The organism is Phenylobacterium sp. (assembly GCF_030697305.1).
Lineage (GTDB): Bacteria > Pseudomonadota > Alphaproteobacteria > Caulobacterales > Caulobacteraceae > Phenylobacterium.
The window spans coordinates 1-23823 of sequence record NZ_JAUYQL010000102.1; the positions used below are offsets into that span (position 1 = coordinate 1).

Genomic DNA, 23823 nt, shown 5'->3' on the forward strand with positions numbered 1-23823 from the left:
TTTCCTTGGCGACCGACACGCCGTCCTTGGTCGAGCGCGGAGCGCCGAAGGACTTTTCGATGACCACGTTGCGGCCCTTGGGGCCCAGGGTCACTTTTACGGCGTTGGCCAGGGTGTTGACGCCGCGCAGCATGCGGTCGCGCGCGTCGGATGAGAAATAAACGTCTTTAGCTGCCATGTTGGTGGCCTTTCAGAAGAGGAATGTCGTGGTCGGCGAGATCAGGCCGCGGCGCGGGCCGCAGTGATCGCGTCGAGGACGCCCAGGATGTCGCTTTCCTTCATGATCAGCAGGTCGTCGCCATCGAGCTTCACCTCGGTGCCGGACCATTTGCCGAACAGGATGCGGTCGCCGGGCTTGACGTCGAGCGGCTGGATCTTGCCGGAGTCGTCACGCGCGCCAGGACCAACGGCGACGACTTCGCCTTCCTGCGGCTTTTCCTTGGCGGTGTCGGGGATGATGATCCCGCCTTTGGACTTTGCTTCTTCCTCGACGCGCTTCACGAGCACGCGGTCACCCAGAGGACGGAACGCCATTTTTTCATTCTCCGTTCGAGACGGTTGATTGTGGTAGCCTTAGCCAACGGCGCGCGACTGTTAGCAGTTGAGCGGCGCGAGTGCTAACGCGGCTTGGAGGTAGTCAGGCGGCGCCAGAGAGTCAAGCTGGACGGCCGCAAAACACATCGCGCCAGACACGAAGAGAGCGCTCACGAGAGCGACGCCACGAGGGACCTTATGCTGGATCATGTTGGCCTGAACGTGACGGACCTTGAGCGTGCGCAGGCGTTCTACGACGCCGCCCTGGCGCCGCTAGGCCTGTCGGTGCTGCGCACGGTGACGACGCCGGACGTCTCCCTGCGCGGCTACGGAGAAGGGATGAAGCCGTTCTTCTGGCTTCATCAGGGCGGAGAATCGACGCTCGGGGCCCATGTGGCTTTCGCCGCTCCGGACCGGGCCACGGTCGACGCCTTCCATGCCGCCGCGCTCGCTGCGGGCGGCCGCGACAACGGCGCGCCGGGCCTGCGGCCTCACTACCATCCGAACTATTACGGCGCCTTTGTGCGGGACCCGGATGGACACAACGTCGAAGCGGTCTGCCATAGCGCGCCGTAGCGACACACTGTATAAGTGATCGATCATTTATTGAGGATCGATCGTGCCCCGCGTGAAGCTGCGCAGCGACGAACAGGTGCTGGAGGCGACCATCGGCGTGATGTTCGCCAAGGGGCCGATCGATTTCACGCTGGCAGACGTCGGCGCGGTAGCCGGCATCGCACCCGCCACCTTGTTGCAGCGGTTCGGCGACAAGCGCCGCCTGACCATCCGCGCCGTGGCGTTGAGCAACCGGAAGTTCGCAACCTTGCTCGAGTCCGCGCCGCGCGAAGTCGGCGTCGAAGCGGTGGTGGATCTGTTCTGGAGCCTGACGCCCGGCGACGACGACGAGGCGACTCTGGCCGAGCAGCTTTTGTGGCTGCACCAGGACGTCCGCGATCCGGACCTGAACAAGCTGGCTTGTGAACGCGCCGACCTGTTGCGGATGGCGGTCGCGCAAAGGCTGCCGCCGTTGGCGATCGACCCCGACATCGCCGCGCGTCTGGTCGAGGCGCAGTGGTGCGGCGCGCTGCAGCAGTGGGGCGTCCAGCGTCGCGGGCGCTTGGCCGACTATGTCGCCGAGAGCCTCGCAGCATGGTTCGACCTGGCGGCGCCGCGCTGAAGCGGCGTTAGGCCGCCTCGCCGAACTGCAGCGCCGCCAGGCGTGCATAGAGGCCGCCTCGAGCGACAAGTTCGGCGTGCGAGCCCTGTTCGACCACCCTGCCCTCGTCGATCACCACGATGCGGTCGGCTTTCAGCACTGTGGCCAAGCGGTGGGCGATGACCAGGGTCGTGCGCCCGCTCATCGCCTCATCCAGAGCCCGCTGCACGAGGCGCTCGTTCTCCGCGTCGAGGGCGCTGGTGGCCTCGTCCAGCAGCAGCACCGGAGCTTCACGGACCAGGGCGCGGGCGATCGCGAGCCGCTGACGCTGGCCGCCGGAGAGACTGCGCGCGCGCTCGCCCACGACGGTGTCGAAGCCTTGCGGCAGGGCGTCGAGGAAGCTTTCGGCCTGAGCAGCGCGGGCGGCTTCACGCACGGCCTGCGGATTGGCGTCCTCGCGTCCGAATAAGATGTTGTCCGCCGCCGAGCCAGAGAACAGTGGCGAATCCTGTGCGACCAGCGCCATCCGCCCCCGCACGTCCGCAGGATCGACCCTGCGCAGGTCTACGCCATCCAGACGCACCGCGCCCAGTTGCGGGTCGTAGAAGCGCAGCAGAAGGCGCAGCACGGTGCTCTTGCCGGCGCCCGAAGGACCGACCAGCGCCACCCGCTCGCCGGGCTTCACCTCCAGCGAGAAGCCGCGCAGGGCGGGCGCGTCGCGGCGGCCCGGATAGGCGAAGGTGACGTCCTCGAACACAATGTGGCCCTGCGCGGGAACGGGCAGCGGCAGGGGATCGGCGGGCGCGCCGATCGCCGGTTGAGCGTCCAGCAGCTCGGAGACGCGCTCCATGGCCCCGGCCGCCTTCTGCACATCGCCCCAGGTCTCGCCCAGGGCGCCGACCGCGCCGGCGGCCATCACCGACAGGAAGGCGAACTGGAACAGCGAGCCCCAGCTCATCTCGCCTCGCAGGCCAGCGTGGACGCCCAGCCAGAAGATCACCACGACGCCGCCGAACACCAGGGCGATGACCAGGCTGGTCATCAGGGCGCGCGCGGTCATGCGCCGCAGCGACGTGGCGAACGCCGCCTCCACCGCGGCGTCGAAGCGCCCGGCGGCCGAGGCCTGGCGCCCGAAGGCCTGCACGGTCTCCAGCGCGTCAAGTGTCTCGCCGGCGTGGCCGATCGCTTCGGCGAAACGGTCCTGGGCGTGAGCCGTCAGCCGGCGCACGCGCCGTCCCATCAGGAACAACGGCGCCAGCACCAGCGGGAACAGCAGCAGCACCAGGCCGGTGAGCCGGGGGCTCACCACCACCAGCAGCGCCAAAGCGCCGACCAAGGTCAGCAGGTTGCGCAGGGCGACCGACACCGATGTCGCCATCAGCGTCTCGACGATCTGCAGGTCGGTGGTCAGCCTCGACAGCACCTCGCCGGTCTTCGCGCGGGCGAAGAAGGCGAGATCGAGGGTCAGGACGTGGGCGTAGACGCTTTGGCGGAGGTCGGCGACGATCCGCTCGCCCAGCTTGGTGACGAAGAAATAGCGCAGCGCCGAGGACGCGGCGAGCGCCAGGGCCACCAAGCCGATCAGCAGGAACCAGCGGTCGATGGAGCCGTGGGTGGCGTGTGCGCCGGTCAGATGGTCGACCAGGAAACGCAAGGCTGCGGACATGCCCAGCGTGGACGCGGTGGCGGTAAGCAGGAAGACGCCGGCGCCGGCCGCATCGGGCCAGTGGCGGCGGACGAACGGGATCAGCCGGCGAAGAGCGCCGACATTGCGGCTGCGGTCGCGGCGCTGGGCGGATTCGGTCAGATTGGAGGCCAAGGCTGCGCCTGCGCCCGGCCGCTCGCGGGCGGCGCCCTGCGCGCTCGACTCGTCCATACGCTCTCACGCCCTTGCTTTTTGCGCGGTGCTTCTTGTATACGCGCGGCTTCTTTCAGCGCCGCCGCCCGTTGCGACGCTTCAATGGCTGCTCCTTTACGTCAGGCGTCCGCGCGATGAAACAAGACACCCACCCGGACTATCACTTCATCACCGTGGTGATGACCGACGGGACCAGCTACCGCACCCGCTCGACCTATCAGAAGGCCGATGCGACGCTGAACCTCGACATCGACCCGAAGACGCACCCGGCGTGGACCGGCGGCAGCCAGCATCTGCTCGACCGTGGCGGCCGTGTTTCGCGCTTCAACGCCAAGTTCGGCGGCTTCACCCGCAAGTAGACCCGGACGAAAGTCCCGACATTCGCCACGCCGCGGCCGAAAGCCGCGGCGTTGTTTGTCGTGGACCACGCCCCAGATCAGCTCAAGCTCCGGTTCTCGCCAGAGGGAGTCGGATCGAGGGCTGGCGTCGCCAACTTCATCGACGGCGTTGAATGGATGCGAGCTCTCGCGATGACCCAGCGAGACGGGTGGACTGGGGCTTAGAGCCCGCCGAAAGCGGTCCGCAGGCGGTCGAACTGGGCCAGCACGGTGTGGCTCTCGTCGTGCACCGGGATCTCGACATACATCCGCCGGTCCAGACGGCGCACGCGATCATAAAGACGCTCGGAGCGGTCAAGCAGGGTCATGAGACCGGCCGGAAGCTGGTCGACGTCATCGAGGTCGCCACCATCCGACACCTGTTCGGCGCCCAGGCGATAGCGTTCCTCGCAGGCGGATTCCGGCGGCATGTCGCCTTCACGCACGGCCCGCTGGACCAGCAGCCAGGAAGCGACCTGCATCAGGCGCGTGGTCAGACGCATGCTCTCGGCGGCATAGGCGAGTGCGGCGTTGCGGGACAGTTGCTTGGATTCCTGACGCCCCGCGCCATCCAGATAGGCCGCGGTCTCCTCGACCAGCTCCATTCCCTCCTGGAAGGTGCGGTCGAACAGCTCCGAACGGGCGAAGTCCTGGATCACCGCGGCGTTTTGCGGCCCGGCTGTCACGTTTGCGTCAATCATCACTCACCAACGTAGCACATCCTTCGCTGTCGGAGGAGGCCTCCGCCGCGCCAGCCTGTGCAACCCCCATGCCACGCCGCCGCGCGGCGCGCTTCGTCAGTCCGCGGAACGTCCGAACAGCGCCTCGGCCGCCGCTCGCCCCGATTGCTTCTTCTTGATCTGAGCGCGCGTGCGATCGATCTCGGCCTGCAGCGCGTCGATGCGTTCCTCAAGCTCGACGACCCCGAAGAGCTCCAGATCCTCCCGCATCGCCTCGGCCGGCCGCTGGCCGCGGCCCACGCGGGCCTCCGCCGGTTCGTCCATGACCTGCGCAAGCCTCCTTTGCGTGTCCCGATCCGCGGATGTATCCAAACGCGCACAAGGCGCCGAAGCAAGCCCAGGGGATCAAATGAGCGGATCAGACGCAGACCAGACCATGCGGACCATCGTGATCGAGGGCGGCAAGGGTCCGGCCGAGGCCCTGCAGGTGGCGGAAGTCCCCCGGCCGGTTCCTGCCGATGGGCAGATCCTGATCAAGGTGGCCGCCGCCGGCCTGAACCGGGGCGATGTTATCCAGCGCCTGGGCTTCTACCCCTCGCCGCCTGGCGCGCCGCAGACCATGGGCCTGGAGGTTTCCGGCGTCGTCGTGCATGGCGCGGGACGGTGGAAAGTCGGCGACCGGGTCTGCGCTCTGCTGGGCGGCGGCGGCTATGCGGAATATGTCGCGGTCGACGCGCGCCACGCCCTGCCCGTGCCCGCGGACATGGACCTGGTCGAGGCCGCGTCACTGCCGGAGACCATCCTCACCGTGTTCGCCAACGTGTTCGAGAGCGGCGCGCTGCAGCCTGGCCAGACGCTGATGCTGCACGGCGCAACCTCCGGCATCGGCGTCACCGCCATACAGATGTGCAAGATCTATGGCGCCAAGGTGATCGCTACGGCGCGCGGCGCCGACAAGGCCGCCGAGGCGCACAGGCTGGGCGCCGAGGTGGTGGTCGACGCGACGACCCAGGACTTCGTCCAGGTCGCCCGCGAGCATGGCGGCTGCGACGTGATCCTCGACATGGTCGGCGGCGACTACTTCCCCCGCAATATCGAGGCCCTGAAACCCTTGGGCCGGCTCGTATACATCGCCGCACAGGCCGGGAACGAGGTGACCCTCAACATCGGCAAGATGATGCAGAAACGGATCACCATCACTGGCTCGACCCTGCGCCCACGTGCGGCGGACGAGAAGGCTCGGCTGATCGGCGAGGCCGAGCGCCGCTTCTGGCCGGCGGTGGAATCCGGCGCCCTGCGCCCGCCGATCGATCGCGTGTTCCCCCTGGACCAGGCGGCCCAAGCCCACCTGCACCTGGAGGCCAATACCCACGTCGGCAAAGTGCTGCTGAAGATGTGAGCCGGCGCGCGGCGGCTCAGCTCGGCGCGAACGGGTACGGCGAGATCGACTTGGTGAAGTCGTCGACCATCAGGGTGCGGTTGATCGGCTCCGCAGCGCGCTGCGGGCAGGCCGGCCGCTCGCAGATCCGGCAGGCGGGGCCGATGCCGGTGACCACCGGCTCGCGCAGGTTGATCGCCCGCGAGTACACCAGCCGCTCGGCGTACTTGAGCTCGCAACCCATGCCGACCGCGAGCTCTGAGTCCTCGCCGGCATAGGGCGTGGCGATGCGGCTGACCGTGCGCGACAGAGTGAAATAGCGCTGGCCGTCAGGCGTCTCGACCACCTGGGTGACGATACGCCCCGGCGTGCGGAAGCTGGAGTGGATGTTCCAGCGCGGGCAGGTGCCGCCGAACCGGGAGAACGGGAAGGTCGCGCCGGCGAACCTCTTGGAGATATTGCCCGCCGAATCCACCCGGAGCATGAAGAACGGCACGCCCCGCATGGCCGGCCGCGCCAAGGTGGTCAGCCGGTGGCAGGCCTGTTCGAAGCTGACGCCGAAACGCGCGCGCATCAGTTCGATGTCGTAACCGGTGAGTTCCGCCGCCTCGTGGAACGCGGCGTAGGGCATCAACATCGCGGCGGCCAGGTAGTTGCCTAGCGACACCTTCAGCAGGTTGCTGGTCGGGCGGTCCGGCGGCCCGGCGCGCTCGATGATCGCATCCAGCAACGCGCCGTGCTCGATCATCGACAACTGATAGGCCAGCGCGAACGAACGCCCCGCCCCGGTCAGCACCTCGGACAAGAACAGACGGCGGCGATGGTGGTCGAAGCGGCGTACCGATTCTGGCAACACCTCCACCGGGACCACGCGCACCTGGATCCCATGACGGCTGGACAACCGCTCGCGGGCGGCGACCGCGAAATCCTGCGGCTCGCACCCCAGTTCACTGGTCAGGGTCTCGGCCACCGCCTCCAACTCGGCGAAGTAGTTCTTCTGCGCCTGGATGAAGTCCCGCACCCAATCGGACGGCGTGGTCACCGACTGGACCAATCCGCCCTCTTCCGGTCGGCCGATGGCGCCCAGGTCGGTCATGCTCCGCTGGTCCAGGTAGGCGCGGTAGAGACGCATAATCGCTTCCGACACGGCTGGCGCGGAATCGGCCACTTCCGTCAGTTCGTGACGCGCGATGCCCAGATCGCGGAACATCTGGTCTGAGAACACCTCGCCCAGGCCGTTGGCGCTTGACGACTCCGGGTCCTGCGACAGGGTCTTCAGATCGAAGTCGTAGGCCTCGGCCAGACGCAGCAGGACCTGGGCGGTCACCGGGCGCTGGTTGCGCTCCAGCAGGTTCAGGTAGCTGGGCGACACGCCGAGATCCTCGGCCATGCGGGTCTGGGTGACGCCGAGGTCGCGCCGCATGCGCTTCAAACGGGCGCCGAGGAACAGTTTCCGCTCAGTCGAGACAGCCATCCCTATGGTTTGTCACATATTTACAAACTAGACAACGTATGTCTGTGACATGAATGCCTTTTGGCGCCGCCTGCTTGGGTTCGCACGAGGGGAATAGCGCGTTAGATGGGCTCCAGAGGCTGTCACAGCCAGCCACCCAATTGGAGCCAGCTTGTTATGAACGACTTCTCGGATCTTGTTCCCAGCGCGCCTGAGGGGCGCTTCGACGGCATCGAGCGGCCCTACTCCGCCGACGATGTGAAGCGTCTGCGCGGCTCGTTCCCGATCAGCCATACCCTGGCGGAACGCGGCGCCAACCGCCTGTGGAAGTCGCTGCACGAGCAGCCGTTCATCAACAGCCTGGGCGCGGTCACCGGCAACCAGGCCATGCAGATGGTCCGGGCCGGCCTGCAGGCTATCTACCTTTCGGGCTGGCAGGTCGCCGCCGACGCAAACACCGCGTCAGCGATGTATCCGGACCAGTCGCTCTATCCCGCGAACGCCGCGCCCGAACTTTGCCGCCGGATCAACCGGACCCTGCAGCGCGCCGACCAGATCGAACACTCGGAGGGCGGCGCCCAACGTGATTGGTTCGTGCCGATCATCGCCGACGCCGAGGCCGGCTTCGGCGGCCCGCTCAACTCGTTCGAAATCATGAAGGCGTTCATCGAAGCTGGCGCCGCGGGCGTCCACTTCGAGGACCAGCTCGCGTCGGAGAAGAAGTGCGGCCACCTGGGCGGCAAGGTGCTGATCCCCACCCAGGCGCACATCCGCAACCTGGACGCCGCGCGCCTGGCCGCCGATGTGATGGGGACGCCGACCCTCGTGGTCGCCCGCACCGACGCGGAATCGGCGCAGCTGATCACCTCTGACATCGACGAGCGCGACCATCCGTTCATCGATCGCGAGGACCGCACGCCCGAAGGCTTCTTCCGCCTGAAGACCGGCATGGGCCTGGAACACTGCATCGCCCGCGGCCTGTCCTACGCCTCGCACGCCGACCTGCTGTGGTGGGAGACCTCGCATCCGAACCTGGACGAAGCGCGCCAGTTCGCCGAAGCCGTCCACGCCAAGTATCCGGGCAAGCTGCTGGCCTACAATTGCTCGCCGTCGTTCAACTGGCGCGCCAACCTGGACGACGCGACGATCGCCAAGTTCCAGCGCGAACTGGGCGCCATGGGTTACAAGTACCAGTTCGTGACGCTGGCCGGTTTCCACGCCATCAACCACGGCATGTTCGAGCTGGCGCGCGGTTACAAGGATCGCGGCATGGCCGCCTATTCCGAGCTGCAGGACGCCGAGTTCGCTTCGGAAGCCGACGGCTACACCGCCACCCGCCACCAGCGTGAAGTGGGCACCGGCTACTTCGACGAGGTCGCCATGGCGATCAGCGGCGGGCTGTCGTCCACCACGGCCATGTCGCAGTCCACCGAGACCGCGCAGTTCAACAAGGAGGCGGTCGCGGCTTAGGCTGCGCCCGTCGCCAGTCCATCAAGAGACGGTCGCGGCTATGGCCGCGGCCGTCAGGGAGTAAGCATCATGGAACGCTTCTGGGTCGTCGGCGGCGAATACAGCTGCATGGAGTTCAAGGCTCTAAAGGCCGGAGCGCCACAGGTCATGGGGCCGTTCGAAAACCGCGACGCCGCAACCCGCGCCTGGCGCCGTGTGTCGGACGAGACGCGGGCCTGCGCCACGGCCCGCTTCTCGATCGCCAGCGAGCGACTGGTGATGCCCGCCTGAGACGCTTTCGCCGCTGAAGAATCCCACGGTCGCGTCCGCTAGAGTCCGCCCGCAACAGTTCCAAGGAACCACGCTCATGTCCGTCGCCCTCGACGCCCGACCTCAGGTGATGCTCGCCGCCCCGATTACCGGTCGCGGGGCGGAAGTGCTGACGCCAGAGGCACTGGCCTTCGTCGGCGAACTGCATCGACGCTTCGACGCGCGCCGACTGGAGCTGCTGGCCGCCCGCGTCCGCCGACAGGCGGCGTTCGACGCGGGCGAGACGCCTGACTTCCTGGCCGAGACCGCGACGGTGCGCGCCGGCGACTGGAAGGTCGCGCGCATCCCCGCCGACCTGCTGGACCGCCGTGTGGAGATCACCGGCCCGGTCGACCGCAAGATGATCATCAACGCCCTGAACTCAGGAGCGAAGGTGTTCATGGCCGACTTCGAGGACGCCACCAGCCCGACCTGGGACAACCTCATTGAGGGCCAGGTGAACCTCAAGGACCGCTGGGACGGGACCCTGGTCCACGCCGATCCGGTGTCGGGCAAGCGCTACGCCTTGGCGGCGCGCCCGGCGACACTGATCGTGCGCCCGCGCGGCTGGCACCTGCCGGAAGCCCATGTGCTGGTCGACGGCGCGGAGACCTCCGGCGCGCTGTTCGACTTTGGCCTCTACGCCTTCCACAACGCCCGCAACGCCATCGCCGCGGGCAGCGGGCCCTACTTCTACCTGCCGAAGATGGAGAGCCATCTGGAGGCGCGGCTGTGGAACGAGGTGTTCGTCTACGCCCAGTCGGCGCTGGGCCTCTCGGCCGGCACGTTCAAGGCCACCGTGCTGATCGAGACCCTGCCCGCCGCATTCGAGATGGACGAGATCCTCTACGAGCTGCGAGACCATATCGTCGGCCTGAATTGTGGCCGCTGGGACTACATCTTCTCCTACATCAAGCGGATGAAAGCCCACGCCGAGGCGATCACTCCCGACCGTTCGCAGATGACCATGGGCCAGGCGTTCCTGCGCGCCTATTCGCTGAAGCTGATCCAGACCTGCCACCGGCGCGGCGCGTTCGCCATGGGCGGCATGGCCGCGCAGATCCCGATCAAGGGCGACGCCGAGGCTAACGCGCGCGCCTTCGATAAGGTGCGCGCCGACAAGGAGCGCGAGGCGGGCGACGGCCACGACGGCACCTGGGTCGCCCACCCTGACTTGGTCGCCGTGGCCATGGAGGTGTTCGACCGGCTGATGCCGCAGGCCAATCAGCTCGACAAACTGCGCGAGGACGTCGACGTCGACCGCGCGGCGATGCTCAAGGTGCACGAAGGCGAACGTACTGAGGCCGGCCTGCGCGACAACATCCGCATCGGCGTCCAGTACATCGAGGCGTGGCTGGCCGGGCGCGGCGCGGTGCCGCTCTACAACCTCATGGAGGACGCAGCGACCGCCGAGATCAGCCGCGCGCAGATCTGGCAATGGATCCGCCACGCCGCCAAGCTCGCCGACGGCCGCACGGTCACCGCCGATCTGTTCGGCGTCCTGTTGGACGAGGAGCTGAACGCGCTGCACGAGGGCGTGGCGCTGAACGCCTGTGGCCAGGGCCGCTTCGCCCGCGCCGGTCGGCTGTTCGCCGACATGAGCCTGTCGGAAAGCTTCGAGGAGTTCCTGACCCTGCCGGCATACCGCGCGCTCTAGGAGCCGCGCTCAGATCGGCCGAACCCCCGCGATCGCCAGGCCGCCGTCGACGGTGAGTGTCGAACCCACCACATAGTCGCCGGCGCGCGAGGCCAGGTAGATGGCGGCGCCGGCCATGTCCTCGTCCGTACCGACGCGGCGCGCGGGGATCAGCGCGGCGTACTCGTCAGAGCGCTCGCGCGCCGCGGCGTTCATGTCCGACGGGAAGTGGCCGGGCGCGATGGCGGTGACGATGATGTGCTCCGGCGCCAGATGGCCGGCCATGCGCCGCGTCAGGAACATCAGGCCCGACTTTGACGCCTGGTAGGAATAGGTCTCCTGCGGGGTCGGGTTCTGGCCGTCGATCGAGACGATGTTGATCACCTTGGCCGGGCGCTCGGTTTGCGCGACGAGATATAGACCCTGGCCCCCTGGGCCAGATAGGCGCGCGCGATCGTCTTGCCGAGCCCGCGCGAGCCGTCGGTGACCAGCGCCGTTCGACCAGCCAACGAAAACAGATCAGATCCCATGGGCGCCGGCCCTGAATGTGAGGACGCGGACCCTACCCACGGCGCCAGGCGTGGCAAGCCCGGGTGCAATTGACTTGCGCAAAGTCAGGCGCGCGAATAGCCCGCAGCCGAAGGCGCATCGCGCCCGACGTACAGAAACTCCGGGACAGGAAACACCCATGGCCGCGATCAACCCCGTCACCGACCTGACGCTCGACGGCGACGTGGCGGTGATCACCCTCAACTCGCCGCCGGTGAACGCCCTGTCGACGGCGGTTCGTACGGGGCTGTTCGAGGCTTTCACCCAGGCTGAGGCCGACCCCGCCGCCAAGGCGATCGTGCTGATCTGTGACGGCCGCACGTTCGTCGCCGGCGCGGACATCACCGAGTTCGGCGGCGTACGCACAGGCGCGACGCTGCAGGAGGTCCAGGCGCTGATGGAGGCTTCGCCCAAGCCGGTGGTCGCCGCGATCCACGGCACCGCGCTCGGCGGCGGGCTGGAGCTGGCGCTGTGCGCGCACTTCCGCGTCGCCGTGCCCTCAGCCAGGCTGGGCCTGCCGGAAGTGAAGCTGGGCCTGCTGCCGGGCGCCGGCGGCACCCAGCGGCTGCCGCGCATCGTCGGGGCCGCCAAGGCGCTGGAGATGACGGGTTTCGGCGAGCCGGCGCCGGCCAAGGACGCCCTGGCCATGGGCCTGGTCGACGAACTGACCGAAGAGGGCAAGCTGCGCGAGGGCGCGCTGGCTTTCGCCCGCCGCGCGGTCGCCGAGAATCGCCCGCTGCGCAAGGTCCGCGAAGACGACGCCAAGGTGATCGCCGACCGCGGCAAGCCGGAGATCTTCGCCGACTTCCGCAAAGCCAACGCGCGCAAGTTCCGCGGCTTCCTGGCGCCGGAATACAACATCCGCTGCATCGAGGCGGCCGTCGCCCTGCCCTTCGCGGAAGGCATCAAGGAAGAAGGCCGGCTGTTCGCCGAACTGATGGCCGGACCGCAGTCAGCGGCCCAGCGCTTCAGCTTCTTCGCCGAACGCGAAGTCGCCAAGATCCCCGACATCCCGCGCGAAACGCCCACCGTGGCGATCAAGAAGGTCGGCATCCTGGGCGCCGGCACCATGGGCGGCGGCATCGCCATGAACTTCGCCAACGCCGGCATCCCGGTGACCATCGTCGAGGTCAAGCAGGAGGCGCTGGACCGCGGCCTGGGCGTGATCCGCGGCAACTATGAGCGCACGGCGTCGCGCGGTGGTTTGAGCGCCGAGCAGCTTGCGACCCGCACCGGCCTGATCACCGGTTCGCTGGACATCGCCGCACTCGCCGACGCCGACCTGGTGATCGAGGCGGTGTTCGAACGGATGGACATCAAGAAGGAAGTGTTCGCCAAGCTGGACGCGGTTTGCAAACCGGGCGCGATCCTGGCGACCAACACCTCGTACCTGAACATCGACGAGATCGCCCAGGCGACCAAGCGGCCGGAACAGGTGATCGGCCTGCACTTCTTCTCGCCGGCCAACGTCATGCGGCTGGTGGAGATCATCCGCGCCGACAAAACGTCCAAGTCGGTGGTCGCCACCGCGCTCGCGCTCGCCAAGCAGATCGGCAAGGTCGGCGTGGTTGTCGGCGTCTCGCCGGGCTTCGTCGGCAACCGCATGCTGGCCCGCAGGCGCGCCGAGGCGGAAGCCCTGGTGCTGGAAGGCGTTATGCCCTGGGAGGTCGATCGCGTGTTGTTCGACTTCGGCTTCCCGATGGGCGAATTCGCCATGGCCGACCTGGCCGGCCTGGACATCGGCTGGAACAAGGAGACCTCGAAGGGCTCCACCCTGCGCGAGGTGATGTGCGAGCTCGGCCGTTTCGGCCAGAAAACCGGCGGCGGCTTTTACGACTACGACGCCAACCGCAACGCCACGCCCTCACCGGTGGCCGAGAAGGCGATCCGCGAGTTCGTCGCCCGCTCCGGCGTGACGCCGCGCAAGATCAGCGACGAAGAGATCCTCGACCGCCTGATCCTGCCGATGATCGACGAAGGGGCGAAGATCCTCGACGAGGGCAAGGCTATCCGCTCGTCCGACATCGATGTGATCTGGGTGATGGGCTACGGCTGGCCGGTCTACCGCGGCGGCCCCATGTATTACGCTGACCAGCTCGGGCTGGCGGCTGTGGCCGATCGCATGCGAACCTACGAGAAGTCGTTGGGCAAGCGTTTCGCGCCGTCACCCCTGCTCGAGAGGTTGGCCGCCGAGGGCAAGCGCTTCGCCGACCTGAAGAGCTGAGCTGACAAACCAGGGAACTGATCCATGCGTGAAGCCGTCGTCGTCTCCGTCGCCCGCACCCCCATTGGCAAGGCCTACCGTGGGGCGCTGAACAACACCTTTGGGGCGACGCTGGGCGGTCACGCAGTGCGCGCGGCGGTGGAGCGGGCCGGCGTCGATCCGGCCGAGATCGACGACGTCATCCTGGGCTGCGCGCTCCAGCAGGGCTCGACGGGGCAGAACATCGCGCGCCAGTCGGCGCTTCGCGCCGGCCTACCGGACACGGTCTCCGGCATGAGCGTCGACCGGCAGTGCTCGTCGGGGTTGATGGCCATCGCCTCGGCGGCCAAGTCGATCATCCTCGACAACACCCCCATCGCCATCGGCGGCGGGCTCGAGTCCGTCTCGCTCGTGCAGAACGACAAGATGAACTACTACAAGGCGTTCGATCCCTGGCTGGTCGAGCATGTCCCTGGCCTGCAGACGACCATGATCGAGACCGCCGAGGTGGTCGCCGACCGCTATGGCATCAGCCGCGAGGCGCAGGACGAATATGCGCTGCAGTCCCAGCAACGCACCGCCCAGGCCCAGGCCGAGGGGCGCTTCGACGCCGAGCTCGCGCCGATCACGACGGTGATGAGCGTCACCAACCGCGAGACGGGCGAGACCAGCGAGCGCGAGGTGACCCTGTCGCAGGACGAGGGCAATCGCCCACAGACCACCATCGAGGACCTGCGCAAGCTGCAGCCGGTGTGGCGCACCGGCCGCTTCGCCAAGGAGGGCAAGTTCGTCACCGCCGGCAACGCCTCGCAGTTGTCGGATGGCGCGGCCGCGCTGGTGCTGATGGAGCGCGCCGAGGCCGAACGCCGCGGGCTGACGCCGCTGGGCGCGTTCCGCAGCGTCGCGGTGGCAGGCTGCGCGCCGGAGGAGATGGGCATCGGTCCGGTGTTCGCGGTTCCCAAGCTGCTGGAACGCGCCGGCCTGACCATGGACGACATCGACCTTTGGGAGCTGAACGAGGCCTTCGCCTGCCAGGTCATCTATTGCCGCGACCGGCTGGGCATCCCGAACGACAAGCTGAACGTCTCGGGCGGCGCGATCTCCATCGGCCACCCCTCTGGCATGACCGGCGCACGAACCGCAGGCCACCTGCTGATCGAGGGCAAGCGTCGCGGCGCCAAGTATGGCGTTGTCACCATGTGCGTCGGCGGCGGCATGGGCGCGGCAGGTCTGTTCGAGATCTACTGAGGACGGGCGTCGCGTCCGCTGGTCCGCAGTGGTCGCATGGGTTGGGTCCATGCCGCCTCATTTCAGCGTGATCGGCACTTTCGCCTACGCTAGCGTCGCCACGACCTACGTCACCCGCACGGCGCCCAGGTTTTCAGCGCTCAAGAGCGGCCTGGGCCGAACCTTTCTGTATTCACGAAGCTTTTATGCTTAAGCGCCGTAGACTTCGATTCGGCGGCTTTGGTCGCCCAACCCAGTGAGGCAGCATCGAGGTTCGACATGAAGGCGTCGCCCGAGTTCAAGAAGCAGATCCAGGGTTATGGACTGACCACTGCGGAGATCGTGTACCGGATGCCCGACCATCCGGCGCTTCTGCAGAGTTACCTCTGGCAGGAGTATGACCTGTTCCCGAAATTCCCCGAATTGCGCGCCTTCCTCGACTTCTGGGCGCGCACCCTCGACGGGGCGCTCTACTCGGTGCGGGTGGCGCATTCGCGGCTGATCAAGCCGGCCGAATTCAAGGCGCTAGGCGGCGAATTCCTGTTGCACTGAGCTGACGCCAGCCCTCGACAACCGCGGGCTCGGGTGGAACACGATGGGCTGACCGCTACGCCCCGAAGGAAGCGCCCGTTTTTGTCTATTCCGCGCGTTTTCATGTCACTTGGCCTGGCCTTGACCGCGGCCGCCCTGCTGCTCGCCGGCTGCGGCGGCAAGGTCCAGCGGCCCGACTGCCCGGCCGGCCAGGTCTGCCTGGAATACGGAAACGGCTCGGAGCCTGCGACGCTGGACCCGCAGTCCAGCAGCCTGATCGACGAATTCGCCATCATCGGCGACCTGATGATGGGACTGACCACCGACTCGCCGCAGGCCACACCCGTCCCCGGCATGGCCGAGCGATGGGAGACCAGCGCCGACGGGCTTGTGTGGACCTTCCATCTGCGCGCGGCCAAATGGTCGGACGGCGCGCCCGTCACCGCAGACGACTTCGTCTACGCCTACCGGCGGATCCTCGAACCCAAGACCGCCTCGGTCTACGCCTACCTGGTCTTCCTGCTGAAAAACGGCCAGGCGGTGAGCGAGGGCAAAGCGGACCCGCAGACGCTGGGCGCCCGTGCGCTGGACCCCCGCACGCTGGAGCTGACGCTGTCGCACCCGGCGCCCTACCTGCCTCAGCTGCTCAAGCACACCAGCTTCTTCCCGGTGCCCAAGCACGTGGTGGAGCGCTATGGCGACCAGTGGGTGCGGCCCGGCCGCTATGTCAGCAACGGTCCCTACAAGCTCGCGGCCTGGCGGCTCGGCGACTATGTGCAACTGGTCAAGAACCCGCTGTTCTATGACGCGAAGAACGTCTGCGTCGACCGGGTCAACTTCTATCCGACCACCGACAGCGCGCTGGCGGAGCGGCGGGTGCAACGTGGCGAGCTCGACCTCAACACCAGCTTCCAGTCCAACCGCATCGATCGTCTGCGCAAGGAAATGCCGACGTACGTCCGCACCCATCCCTCGCTGGCGACATCGTACCTCTCGTTCAACACCCGCGATTTCGCGCCGTTCAAGGACGCGCGGGTGCGCAAGGCTCTGTCGCTGGCCGTCGACCGCGAGTTCATCACCAGCAAGTTGACGCGCGCAGGTCAGATCCCGGCCTACGCCTTCGTGCCGCCGGGGACCGCCAACTATGTGTTCGACGCCCACATGGCCGGCTATGGCCAAGCCTATCCGGCGCGCCAGGCCGAGGCGCGACGGTTGCTGGCGCAAGCGGGTTTCGGCCCGGACCATCCGCTGAAATTCCAGATCAAGAGCGCCAGCAGCAACGAAACCCTGCTGTTGATGCAGGCGATACAGGCCGATTGGAAGGCGGTCGGCGTCGAGACCAGTCTGCAGCAGAACGAAGGGCAGATCGTTTTCGAGGCCTATCGCAACCGCGACTTCCAAGTGGGCTCGATGGGCTGGTATGCCGACTACAACGACCCCGTGACCTTTCTCGCGCTGATGCGCGCCGACACCGGGGCGCAGAACTACGGCGACTACCGCAACCCTGCCTACGACGCGCTGCTGGATGCGGCCGACCATGAGCCCGACGGCATGGCGCGGGCGAAGCTGCTGTCCCGCGCCGAGCAGATCATGTTGGACGACCAGGCGATCGCGCCGATCTACTTCGTGGTCAACCGAGCGCTGGTCAGCCCGAAGGTCACTGGCTGGGTGGACAACGCCTCGAACTTCCACCGCATCCGCTGGCTCTGCGTGAAGCCTTAGCCTCAGTAGCCGCCGATGATCGGCAGGATCTCGCCAGTGATGTAGCTGGAGCACTGGGGAGAGGCCAGGAACACGTAGGCCGGCGCAATCTCCTCCGGCTGCGCTGGACGTTTCATCGGGGTCTTGGCGCCGAACTGGCTGATGTCGGATTTGTCGGCCGGGTTCAGCGGCGTCCAGACCGGCCCCGGCGCCACCGCGTTCACCCGGATGCCTTTGGGGATCAGGTGGCCGGCCAGCGCGCGGGTGAAGGCGTGGATGCCGCCCTTGGTCATTGAATAGTCCAGCAGCTCCTTCGACCCCGAGATGCCGGTGACGGAGCCGGTCATAACGATCGCCCCGCCCGGCGGCATGTGCGGCACGGCCGCCTTGGCCATGTGGAAATAGCCGTAGAGGTTGGTCTTCAGGGTGCGGTCAAAGTGCGCCTCGGTGAGTTGCTCGAAGTGCTCGACGTGCTCCTGGAAGGCGGCGTTATTGACCAGCACGTCGAGTCGACCGAGCTCGCGCAACGTGCGGTCCACCGCGGCGCGGGCGAAGTCCGCATCGGCCACGTCGCCGCAGACCAGCAGGCATCGCCGACCCTCAGCCTCCACGGCGGCCTTGGTGTCCTGTGCGTCCCGGTCCTCGGTGAGGTAGGCGATCGCCACGTCGCAGCCTTCGCGGGCGAACAGCACGGCCACCGCGCGGCCGATGCCGGAATCCCCGCCGGTGATCAGCGCCGCCTTGCCTTCGAGCTTGCCCGAACCCCTGTAGAACGGCGCGTCGTACATCGGCGCGGGGTCGAGCGCCGCCTCGTCGCCTGGCTTGACCTGGTGTTGCTTGGGGAATGGTGGAACGGGATAGGCGCGCGCGCCTGCCTGCATCGGCGCCTCGTCCTCTTCCTTCCCCCCTTTACCCTCGAACGAACGCCCTTCCGCTGCGTCGACCTTGCTCTGGACGGCGCGCTCCTGTCGTTCCGCGCGCTTGGCGCCCTTCTCGAAAGTCTCGTCCGCGCCCGCGCCGCTCATGGTCCTGACCTCTCGCTGAATGGGATCTCGACAGAGCAACCCAAGACGGTCGGCGCGGTTCCGAGCGCCGTTGCCAGCCGGCGCGGGTCGCGCGAAGGTCGGGCCATGCTCCTCCGCACAGCCCTGATCGTACTGGCCGCCATGACCACGCTCGCCGCCGCGCCCGCGCCAGACCCCGACGCCTATCTCGAGGAGATCGAGGGTGCGCCGGCTTTGGCCTTCGCGCGCGCCGAGAACGCCAGGTCGCTCCCGATCCTGCAGAACGATCCACGCTATGCCGGCCTGCACGCCGACGCTCTGTCGATCGTCACCGCCAAGGACCGCATCCCGGCGGTCGACTTCGCCGGCGAGGGTGAACTCCGCAACTTCTGGCAGGACGCCGCCCACGTGCGCGGCGTCTGGCGCACCACCAGCCTCGACAGCTACCGCAAACCCGCTCCGCAGTGGCGCACGATCCTCGACCTCGACGCGGTCTCGGCGGCCGAGAAGGCCAACTGGGTGTGGAAGGGCGCGAACTGCCTAGCGCCCGAGGAGCGCCTCTGCCTGGTGCAACTCTCCGACGGCGGCAAGGACGCGGTCGAGGTTCGCGAATTCGACACCCGCACGGGCGCTTTCGTTTCCGGCGGCTTCGTCTCGCCGCAAAGCAAGCAGGACGTCGCCTGGATCGACACCGACACGCTGCTGATCGGCCGCGACTGGGGCGCCGATACGCTCACCGAGTCCGGTTATCCCTTCGTGCTCAAGGCGTGGAAACGCGGAACCCCGCTCAGCGCAGCGCGCGAGCTGTTCCGCGGCGCGAAGACCGACGTGGCCGTGCAGCCAGCTGTGCTGCGCGACGCCGACGGCCACGTTCAGGCGGTGATCGCCCAGCGCCAGGTCAGCTTCTTCGAGGCCGAGTATCACCTGCTGACCGCCGGTGGTGCGAAGAAGTTGCCGTTCCCGCTACGGTCGACGCTCCAGGGCCTGGTGGACGGCCAGCTGATCCTGACCCTGGAACAAGAATGGCCCGAGCAGGGGTTCCGCGAAGGCGACCTGGTCGCCTACGACCTGGCGGCCCTGAAGGCTACGCCCGCCACGGCGCGCGGCGTGCTGGTGCTGCGACCCAGCGAGAGCCAGGCGATCGAACAGGTGGCGACCACGCGGGGCCGGCTTGTGGTGGCGCTCTATGAGAACGTGAAAGGCGGGATCGTCAGCTTCGCCCACGGCTCCGACGGCTGGACGTCGAAGGCGCTGGAAATGCCCGGGGACGTCTCGGTGTCGATCGCCTCGACGTCGGAGCGCGACGACCGGATGCTGGTCAATGTCGCGGGGTTCCTGACCCCCAACACCCAACGGCTGGCGGACGCGGCCAGCGGCGCGGGCGAGGTGCTGAAGACCATGCCCGCGCGTTTCGACGCCTCGAACCTGCAGGTCGACCAGCATTGGGCGACCTCCAAGGACGGGACGCGGGTCCCCTACTTCGTGGTCCATCGCAAGGACCTGAAACTGGACGGGACCGCGCCGACGCTACTGTACGCCTATGGCGGCTTCCAGGTCTCGATCACGCCGTCCTACTCAGGCGTCACCGGCAAGCTGTGGCTGGAGCGCGGCGGCGTCTATGTGGTCGCCAACATCCGCGGCGGCGGCGAGTTCGGGCCACGCTGGCACAACGCCGGGCTGAAGCTGAACCGCCAGCGGGTCTACGACGACTTCTTCGCGGTGTCGGAGGACCTGATCGCCCGCAAGATCACCAGCCCGCGACGCCTGGGGATCATGGGCGGATCGAACGGCGGCCTGCTGATGGGCGTGGCCCTGACCCAGCGTCCGGAACTCTACAACGCCATCGTCATCCAGGTGCCGCTGTTCGACATGATCGGCTACACCCACATCGGGGCGGGCGCCTCCTGGGTCGGCGAATACGGCGACCCGGCGATTCCGGCCGAGCGGGCGGTGATCGACACCTATTCGCCCTATCAGAACCTGCGCGCCGGCAAGCCCTACCCCGAGGTCTATATCGAGACCTCCACCAAGGACGACCGCGTGCATCCGGCGCATGCACGCAAGGCCGCGGCCCGACTGAAGGCGCTGGGCTATTCCTATCTCTATTACGAAAACATCGACGGCGGGCACGCGGCGGCGGCCAACCTCAACGAGACGGCCAAGCGGGTGGCGCTGGAATACACCTACCTGACGCGCAAATTGATGGATTGAGCCGTCGGGGCTGCGCTCACCGCATAGATCTGCAAGGCTTCGGTCGCGGTTGAGCGCGGCTCCAGCCAGGCCGGAACCTCGCCGCGGTCGAGGCGCATCTGCAAGCTGGCCGCGCCCAGGCCTTCATGGTTGCGGTTCTTGCGCCGGGCCGGACAGGCGACGACGTAGTCCACCCCCAGCGAGCGCACCGCCGCCTCGTCGTTCTGCGGTGTCGAAGCCAGCGCGGTATTGGCGCCCAGAATGCCCCGCTCGGCCCGGTGATAGGGGGCGCTGACCACCGAGTGGACGGTGTCGGCCAGGATGAACGGGCCCAGATCGATCTCGGCCAGTACCAGGCCCTTCGGCTGGGACGCGAGGTGCGCATAGGCCACGTCAAGGTCGCAGCGCTCCGGGTCGGCGGCGGCGGCGGAGACTGGTTGCTTCCAGCCCGGCGCCGCGTCGAGCGCCGGCAGCAGGACCGCCTGAGAGGTCAGGCAAAGCAACGCGACGCCGGGCAGGAGCGCGCCACGGAACCACCACGCCGAGACGACTGCGAGGCCCGCGGCGACCAGCGGGGCGGCGATCCAGAACGGGTAATTGGCGATGCGGCCGGCCTGCAGCGCGGCGACCAGTCCGGCGATCAGGCAGGCCCCGGCCATCATCCATCCGAAGTCGCGTGACCAGCCCCGGACGCCCAGCCAGATCCAGCCCGCGACGCCCAGGACGATCATCACCAAAGCTGCGGCGGCCTGGTCGGAGTGTTGCGAGATCAGCGTCGTCAGCAGCGGCTGCATCTCGTCGACCTGCAACAGCCAGATCGCCCGCAAGGCCGGATCAACCGCGCCCAGCGGGCCGCCCAGGCAGCGCGGCTCCGGCGCCAGATAAGCGAATGCGGCCGCGACACCCACCGCCCCCAGCGCCGCCAGACGCGCGGTGAGGCTCTTGTTCTGCGACCAGGCGATGACGCCGCAAAGGCCGACGCCGGCGATCATCACCGCCCCCCAGAGGTTGGCGCCCAGGGCGTCGCAGAACGGCGTGGCCCATCGCGACGGCGCGGTCTGCACGGCGTAGAGCAGGGTCAGCGCGGCGGGCAGCGCGACCGCGTAGGCGGCCGCCGGACGCGCGCCATCCGCCGGGGCGAGGACGAAACGCAGCGCCAGGCCCGCACCGATCAGTCCCACGAACGGCAGGCATTCCAGACCCACGGCGAGCGCCAGCGCGCTGGTCAGCGCGGCCAGCAGCGCCCCGGCGCGGTCCCCTCTCACCGCTCCGGCCAAGGCCGCCAGGGTCAGGGCGATCTGGACATCGTGATGGTCGATACGGCCTGGGCGCCACTGGCCAAACAGCAGCGGGTTGATGATCAGCAGCAGCGCGCACAGGGCCATCGCCTGTCCGCCGCCGAAGCGGCGCGCGATCGACATCGCCGCCCATGCCGCCGGGAACACCCACAGCAACGGCCAGATCATCCGCGTCGCGTCTTCGGCGCGCGGTCGCTCCATCAGCAATTCAAAGAACGTCGTCATGCCAACTAGCGCGCCGTCGATCAGTCGCGACCAGTGCATGTCCATGCCGATCGGCGGCTGCAGGCGAGCGACGCGTTGGTCCCACCAGCCCTGCCCGTCCATCAGCGCGCGCACGTTGACCAGCCGCATGGCGTCGTCCGTGTCGCCCAGGGTGCGATGCACGTCGGCGCCCGCGATCAGCAGCAGAATCCCTGCCACGACGAGGGAAACACCGAGTGCGCAGGCCCAGGTCGGCGCGTTCAGATGAGGCGAAGGCGCGGGCCGGGAGGTCATGATATCTCCCGCACGGGATCGATGCGGCAGCCTTCCCGCATCCGGGTTTACGCGACCTAAAGTTTATTAGCCGACGTTGCCGTCTGCGCCGACGCCAGGCGCACAGAAAGTGATCGATGGCGAAAATCTCGCTCGCGCGACCGAACCTTGAGGCCTTCGCGCTGGTAATGTAGCGGAGCCGCCAACAGGTGAGGCGCGAGGGCTCCGGCGGCGCGATTGTCCGCTAACTGACAGGAAGTCGTGCGCGTGCAGACTGACACCGAGGTTCTGATCATCGGCGGGGGGCCGGCCGGCCTGACCGCGGGCTATCTGCTGGCCAAGAAGGGCCGTGCGGTGACGGTGATCGAACGCGACCCAATCTACCTGGGCGGCATCAGCCGCACCGTGAACTACAAGGACTTCCTGTTCGACATTGGCGGCCACCGCTTCTTCTCCAAGTCGCGCGAAGTGGTCGACCTGTGGCGCGAGATCCTGCCCGACGATTTCATCGAGCGGCCGCGCCTGTCGCGCATCTTCTACAACGGCAAATTCTTCGCCTACCCGCTGAAGGCCTTCGAGGCGCTGTTCAAGCTGGGCCTGCTGAACAGCGCGGCGTGCGTGCTGTCCTACGCCTACGCCCGGGTCGCACCGGTGAAGCAGCCGAAGACCTTCCACCAGTGGGTGCGCAACCAGTTCGGCGAGCGCCTGTTCTCGATCTTCTTCAAGACCTACACCGAGAAGGTGTGGGGCATGTCCTGCGACGAGATCTCGGCCGACTGGGCCGCGCAGCGCATCAAGGGGCTGGACCTGGCGATCGCGGTGCGCGACGGCCTGACCCGTTCCCTCGGCATCAAGCGCAAGACTGACGGCTCCACCGCCAAGACCCTGCTTGAGACCTTCCAATACCCCCGGCGCGGCCCCGGCATGATGTGGGACGCCGCGGCCGCCAAGATGCAGGGCTTCGGCGGCAAGGTGCTCATGGACCGCACGATGCAGGGTGCGGCTTGGGACGCCAGGAACAAGGTCTGGACCGTGACTTCGACCGACGCCGCCGGCGGCGAGCATGTGGTCACGGCGCGCCACGTGATCTCCTCGGCTCCGATCGTCGAACTGACCAGCGCGCTCAGCCCCGCGCCCTCCAGCCGGCCGTCCGCCAAGCAACTGCGCTATCGCGACTTCCTCACCGTGGCGCTGATCGCCAAGAGCCCGGCCGAATTCCCGGATAACTGGATCTACATCCACGACCCGTCGGTGAAGGTCGGGCGGGTGCAGAACTTTGCGTCCTGGTCGCCGGAAATGGTGCCCCAGGACGGCTACGCCTGCCTGGGCATGGAATACTTCTGCTTCGAGGGCGACGGCCTGTGGGCGTCCAAGGACGAAGACCTGATTGAGCTGGCCAAGCGCGAGATCGGCCACATAGGTCTGGTCCGCCCTGAAGACGTGGTCGACGCTTGCGTTGTGCGCCAGCAAAAGGCCTATCCGGTCTACGACGACGCCTATCAGGCCAACGTCGAGGCGGTACGCGTCGATCTGGAGCGGAACTTCCCGACCCTGCACCTGGTCGGCCGCAACGGCATGCACAAGTACAACAACCAGGACCACGCGATGATGACCGCCATGCTGACGGTCGAGAACATCCTGGCTGGCGAGCGCATCTACGACGTGTGGCAGGTGAACGAGGACGCCGAATACGGCGAAGCCGGCCTGTCGGGCGCCGAAGAGGCCCTGAAGAGCGAGCGTCTGGTCCCGCGCCGCGTCAAATCCGAGAGCCATGCGCCGGCGATGACCAGCGCGGCGGTCTGACCCAATGGCG

22 protein-coding genes and 1 pseudogene are annotated in these 23823 nt (G+C 67.6%); 13 read left to right on the forward strand and 10 right to left on the reverse strand.

The features are described from left to right. Together groEL and groES are read right to left on the reverse strand one after the other, a co-directional pair. A pseudogene (gene groEL / locus Q8R27_RS10575) lies at positions 1-178 on the reverse strand (chaperonin GroEL); the annotation flags it as partial. Between the two features lie 41 nt (positions 179-219). Next, a complete protein-coding gene (gene groES / locus Q8R27_RS10580; protein WP_305698988.1) occupies positions 220-534 on the reverse strand; it encodes a co-chaperone GroES in 315 nt (104 codons plus the stop codon). A gap of 198 nt (positions 535-732) precedes the next feature. Between groES and Q8R27_RS10585 the strand changes: the two genes are divergently transcribed. Together Q8R27_RS10585 and Q8R27_RS10590 are read left to right on the forward strand one after the other, a co-directional pair. Beyond that, positions 733-1110 carry a VOC family protein gene (locus Q8R27_RS10585; RefSeq protein WP_305698989.1) on the forward strand — a complete coding sequence of 126 codons (378 nt, stop codon included), beginning with the start codon at positions 733-735 and terminating at the stop codon, positions 1108-1110. Positions 1111-1153: 43 nt separating this feature from the next. Then, positions 1154-1711: a TetR/AcrR family transcriptional regulator gene (locus Q8R27_RS10590; protein WP_305698990.1), complete on the forward strand. Its 558-nt coding sequence runs from the start codon at positions 1154-1156 to the stop codon at positions 1709-1711. 7 nt (positions 1712-1718) lie between these two features. Here Q8R27_RS10590 and Q8R27_RS10595 read toward each other — a convergent pair whose 3' ends face one another. Next, on the reverse strand, positions 1719-3566 hold the full coding sequence (locus Q8R27_RS10595; protein WP_305698991.1) for an ABC transporter transmembrane domain-containing protein: 1848 nt from the start codon (positions 3564-3566) through the stop codon (positions 1719-1721). Positions 3567-3682: 116 nt separating this feature from the next. On the opposite strand from Q8R27_RS10595, the gene rpmE reads away from it, so the two are divergent. Continuing rightward, positions 3683-3907 (forward strand): 50S ribosomal protein L31, encoded by a 225-nt coding sequence (rpmE, locus tag Q8R27_RS10600; RefSeq protein ID WP_305595639.1) that lies wholly within the window; start codon positions 3683-3685, stop codon positions 3905-3907. Between the two features lie 200 nt (positions 3908-4107). On the opposite strand, the gene Q8R27_RS10605 is transcribed toward rpmE, so the two are convergent. Then, positions 4108-4626, reverse strand: coding sequence for a DUF1465 family protein (locus Q8R27_RS10605; RefSeq protein WP_305698992.1), 519 nt, complete (start codon positions 4624-4626; stop codon positions 4108-4110). Between the two features lie 96 nt (positions 4627-4722). Then, positions 4723-4929 carry a DUF1192 domain-containing protein gene (locus tag Q8R27_RS10610; RefSeq protein ID WP_305698993.1) on the reverse strand — a complete coding sequence of 69 codons (207 nt, stop codon included), beginning with the start codon at positions 4927-4929 and terminating at the stop codon, positions 4723-4725. A gap of 85 nt (positions 4930-5014) precedes the next feature. On the opposite strand from Q8R27_RS10610, the gene Q8R27_RS10615 reads away from it, so the two are divergent. After that, positions 5015-6004, forward strand: coding sequence for an NAD(P)H-quinone oxidoreductase (locus Q8R27_RS10615; RefSeq protein WP_305698994.1), 990 nt, complete (start codon positions 5015-5017; stop codon positions 6002-6004). Positions 6005-6020: 16 nt separating this feature from the next. Here the strand turns inward: Q8R27_RS10615 and Q8R27_RS10620 are convergent, their stop codons facing one another. After that, complete coding sequence (locus Q8R27_RS10620; protein ID WP_305698995.1) at positions 6021-7457, reverse strand: short-chain fatty acyl-CoA regulator family protein; 1437 nt, start codon at positions 7455-7457, stop codon at positions 6021-6023. A gap of 156 nt (positions 7458-7613) precedes the next feature. On the opposite strand from Q8R27_RS10620, the gene aceA reads away from it, so the two are divergent. The 3 genes from aceA to aceB all read left to right on the forward strand — a co-directional run bounded on the left by aceA (position 7614) and on the right by aceB (position 10851). Further along, entirely contained in the window at positions 7614-8906 is a 1293-nt protein-coding gene (aceA, locus tag Q8R27_RS10625) for an isocitrate lyase (protein WP_305698996.1), read from the forward strand. A 69-nt stretch (positions 8907-8975) separates the two neighbouring features. Next, positions 8976-9176, forward strand: coding sequence for a hypothetical protein (locus Q8R27_RS10630; protein WP_305698997.1), 201 nt, complete (start codon positions 8976-8978; stop codon positions 9174-9176). Between the two features lie 76 nt (positions 9177-9252). Then, positions 9253-10851: a malate synthase A gene (gene aceB / locus Q8R27_RS10635; RefSeq protein WP_305698998.1), complete on the forward strand. Its 1599-nt coding sequence runs from the start codon at positions 9253-9255 to the stop codon at positions 10849-10851. Positions 10852-10860: 9 nt separating this feature from the next. Here the strand turns inward: aceB and Q8R27_RS10640 are convergent, their stop codons facing one another. Together Q8R27_RS10640 and Q8R27_RS10645 are read right to left on the reverse strand one after the other, a co-directional pair. Then, positions 10861-11214 carry an SDR family oxidoreductase gene (locus tag Q8R27_RS10640; RefSeq protein ID WP_305698999.1) on the reverse strand — a complete coding sequence of 118 codons (354 nt, stop codon included), beginning with the start codon at positions 11212-11214 and terminating at the stop codon, positions 10861-10863. Beyond that, positions 11211-11360: a hypothetical protein gene (locus Q8R27_RS10645; RefSeq protein ID WP_305699000.1), complete on the reverse strand. Its 150-nt coding sequence runs from the start codon at positions 11358-11360 to the stop codon at positions 11211-11213. Before Q8R27_RS10645 ends, Q8R27_RS10640 begins: the two co-directional genes overlap by 4 nt. 158 nt (positions 11361-11518) lie before the next feature. Here Q8R27_RS10645 and Q8R27_RS10650 point away from each other — a divergent pair, with 158 nt between their 5' ends. From Q8R27_RS10650 to Q8R27_RS10665, 4 genes are all read left to right on the forward strand, one after another. After that, positions 11519-13603 (forward strand): 3-hydroxyacyl-CoA dehydrogenase NAD-binding domain-containing protein, encoded by a 2085-nt coding sequence (locus Q8R27_RS10650; protein ID WP_305699001.1) that lies wholly within the window; start codon positions 11519-11521, stop codon positions 13601-13603. A 24-nt stretch (positions 13604-13627) separates the two neighbouring features. Further along, positions 13628-14830 carry an acetyl-CoA C-acyltransferase gene (locus Q8R27_RS10655; RefSeq protein ID WP_305699002.1) on the forward strand — a complete coding sequence of 401 codons (1203 nt, stop codon included), beginning with the start codon at positions 13628-13630 and terminating at the stop codon, positions 14828-14830. A gap of 258 nt (positions 14831-15088) precedes the next feature. Continuing rightward, positions 15089-15361, forward strand: a complete 273-nt coding sequence (locus tag Q8R27_RS10660; protein ID WP_305594388.1) for an usg protein — start codon at positions 15089-15091, stop codon at positions 15359-15361. Between the two features lie 102 nt (positions 15362-15463). Further along, on the forward strand, positions 15464-17062 hold the full coding sequence (locus Q8R27_RS10665; RefSeq protein WP_305699003.1) for a peptide ABC transporter substrate-binding protein: 1599 nt from the start codon (positions 15464-15466) through the stop codon (positions 17060-17062). Between the two features lie 2 nt (positions 17063-17064). Here Q8R27_RS10665 and Q8R27_RS10670 read toward each other — a convergent pair whose 3' ends face one another. Continuing rightward, positions 17065-18066 (reverse strand): SDR family oxidoreductase, encoded by a 1002-nt coding sequence (locus Q8R27_RS10670; protein WP_305699004.1) that lies wholly within the window; start codon positions 18064-18066, stop codon positions 17065-17067. A gap of 105 nt (positions 18067-18171) precedes the next feature. Between Q8R27_RS10670 and Q8R27_RS10675 the strand changes: the two genes are divergently transcribed. Beyond that, on the forward strand, positions 18172-20256 hold the full coding sequence (locus Q8R27_RS10675; protein ID WP_305699005.1) for a prolyl oligopeptidase family protein: 2085 nt from the start codon (positions 18172-18174) through the stop codon (positions 20254-20256). Here the strand turns inward: Q8R27_RS10675 and Q8R27_RS10680 are convergent. Continuing rightward, on the reverse strand, positions 20229-22031 hold the full coding sequence (locus Q8R27_RS10680) for a hypothetical protein (protein ID WP_305699006.1): 1803 nt from the start codon (positions 22029-22031) through the stop codon (positions 20229-20231). The genes Q8R27_RS10675 and Q8R27_RS10680 overlap by 28 nt on opposite strands. Before the next feature lie 240 nt (positions 22032-22271). Between Q8R27_RS10680 and Q8R27_RS10685 the strand changes: the two genes are divergently transcribed. Beyond that, positions 22272-23813: an NAD(P)/FAD-dependent oxidoreductase gene (locus Q8R27_RS10685; protein ID WP_371134681.1), complete on the forward strand. Its 1542-nt coding sequence runs from the start codon at positions 22272-22274 to the stop codon at positions 23811-23813. Positions 23814-23823 lie beyond the last annotated feature (10 nt).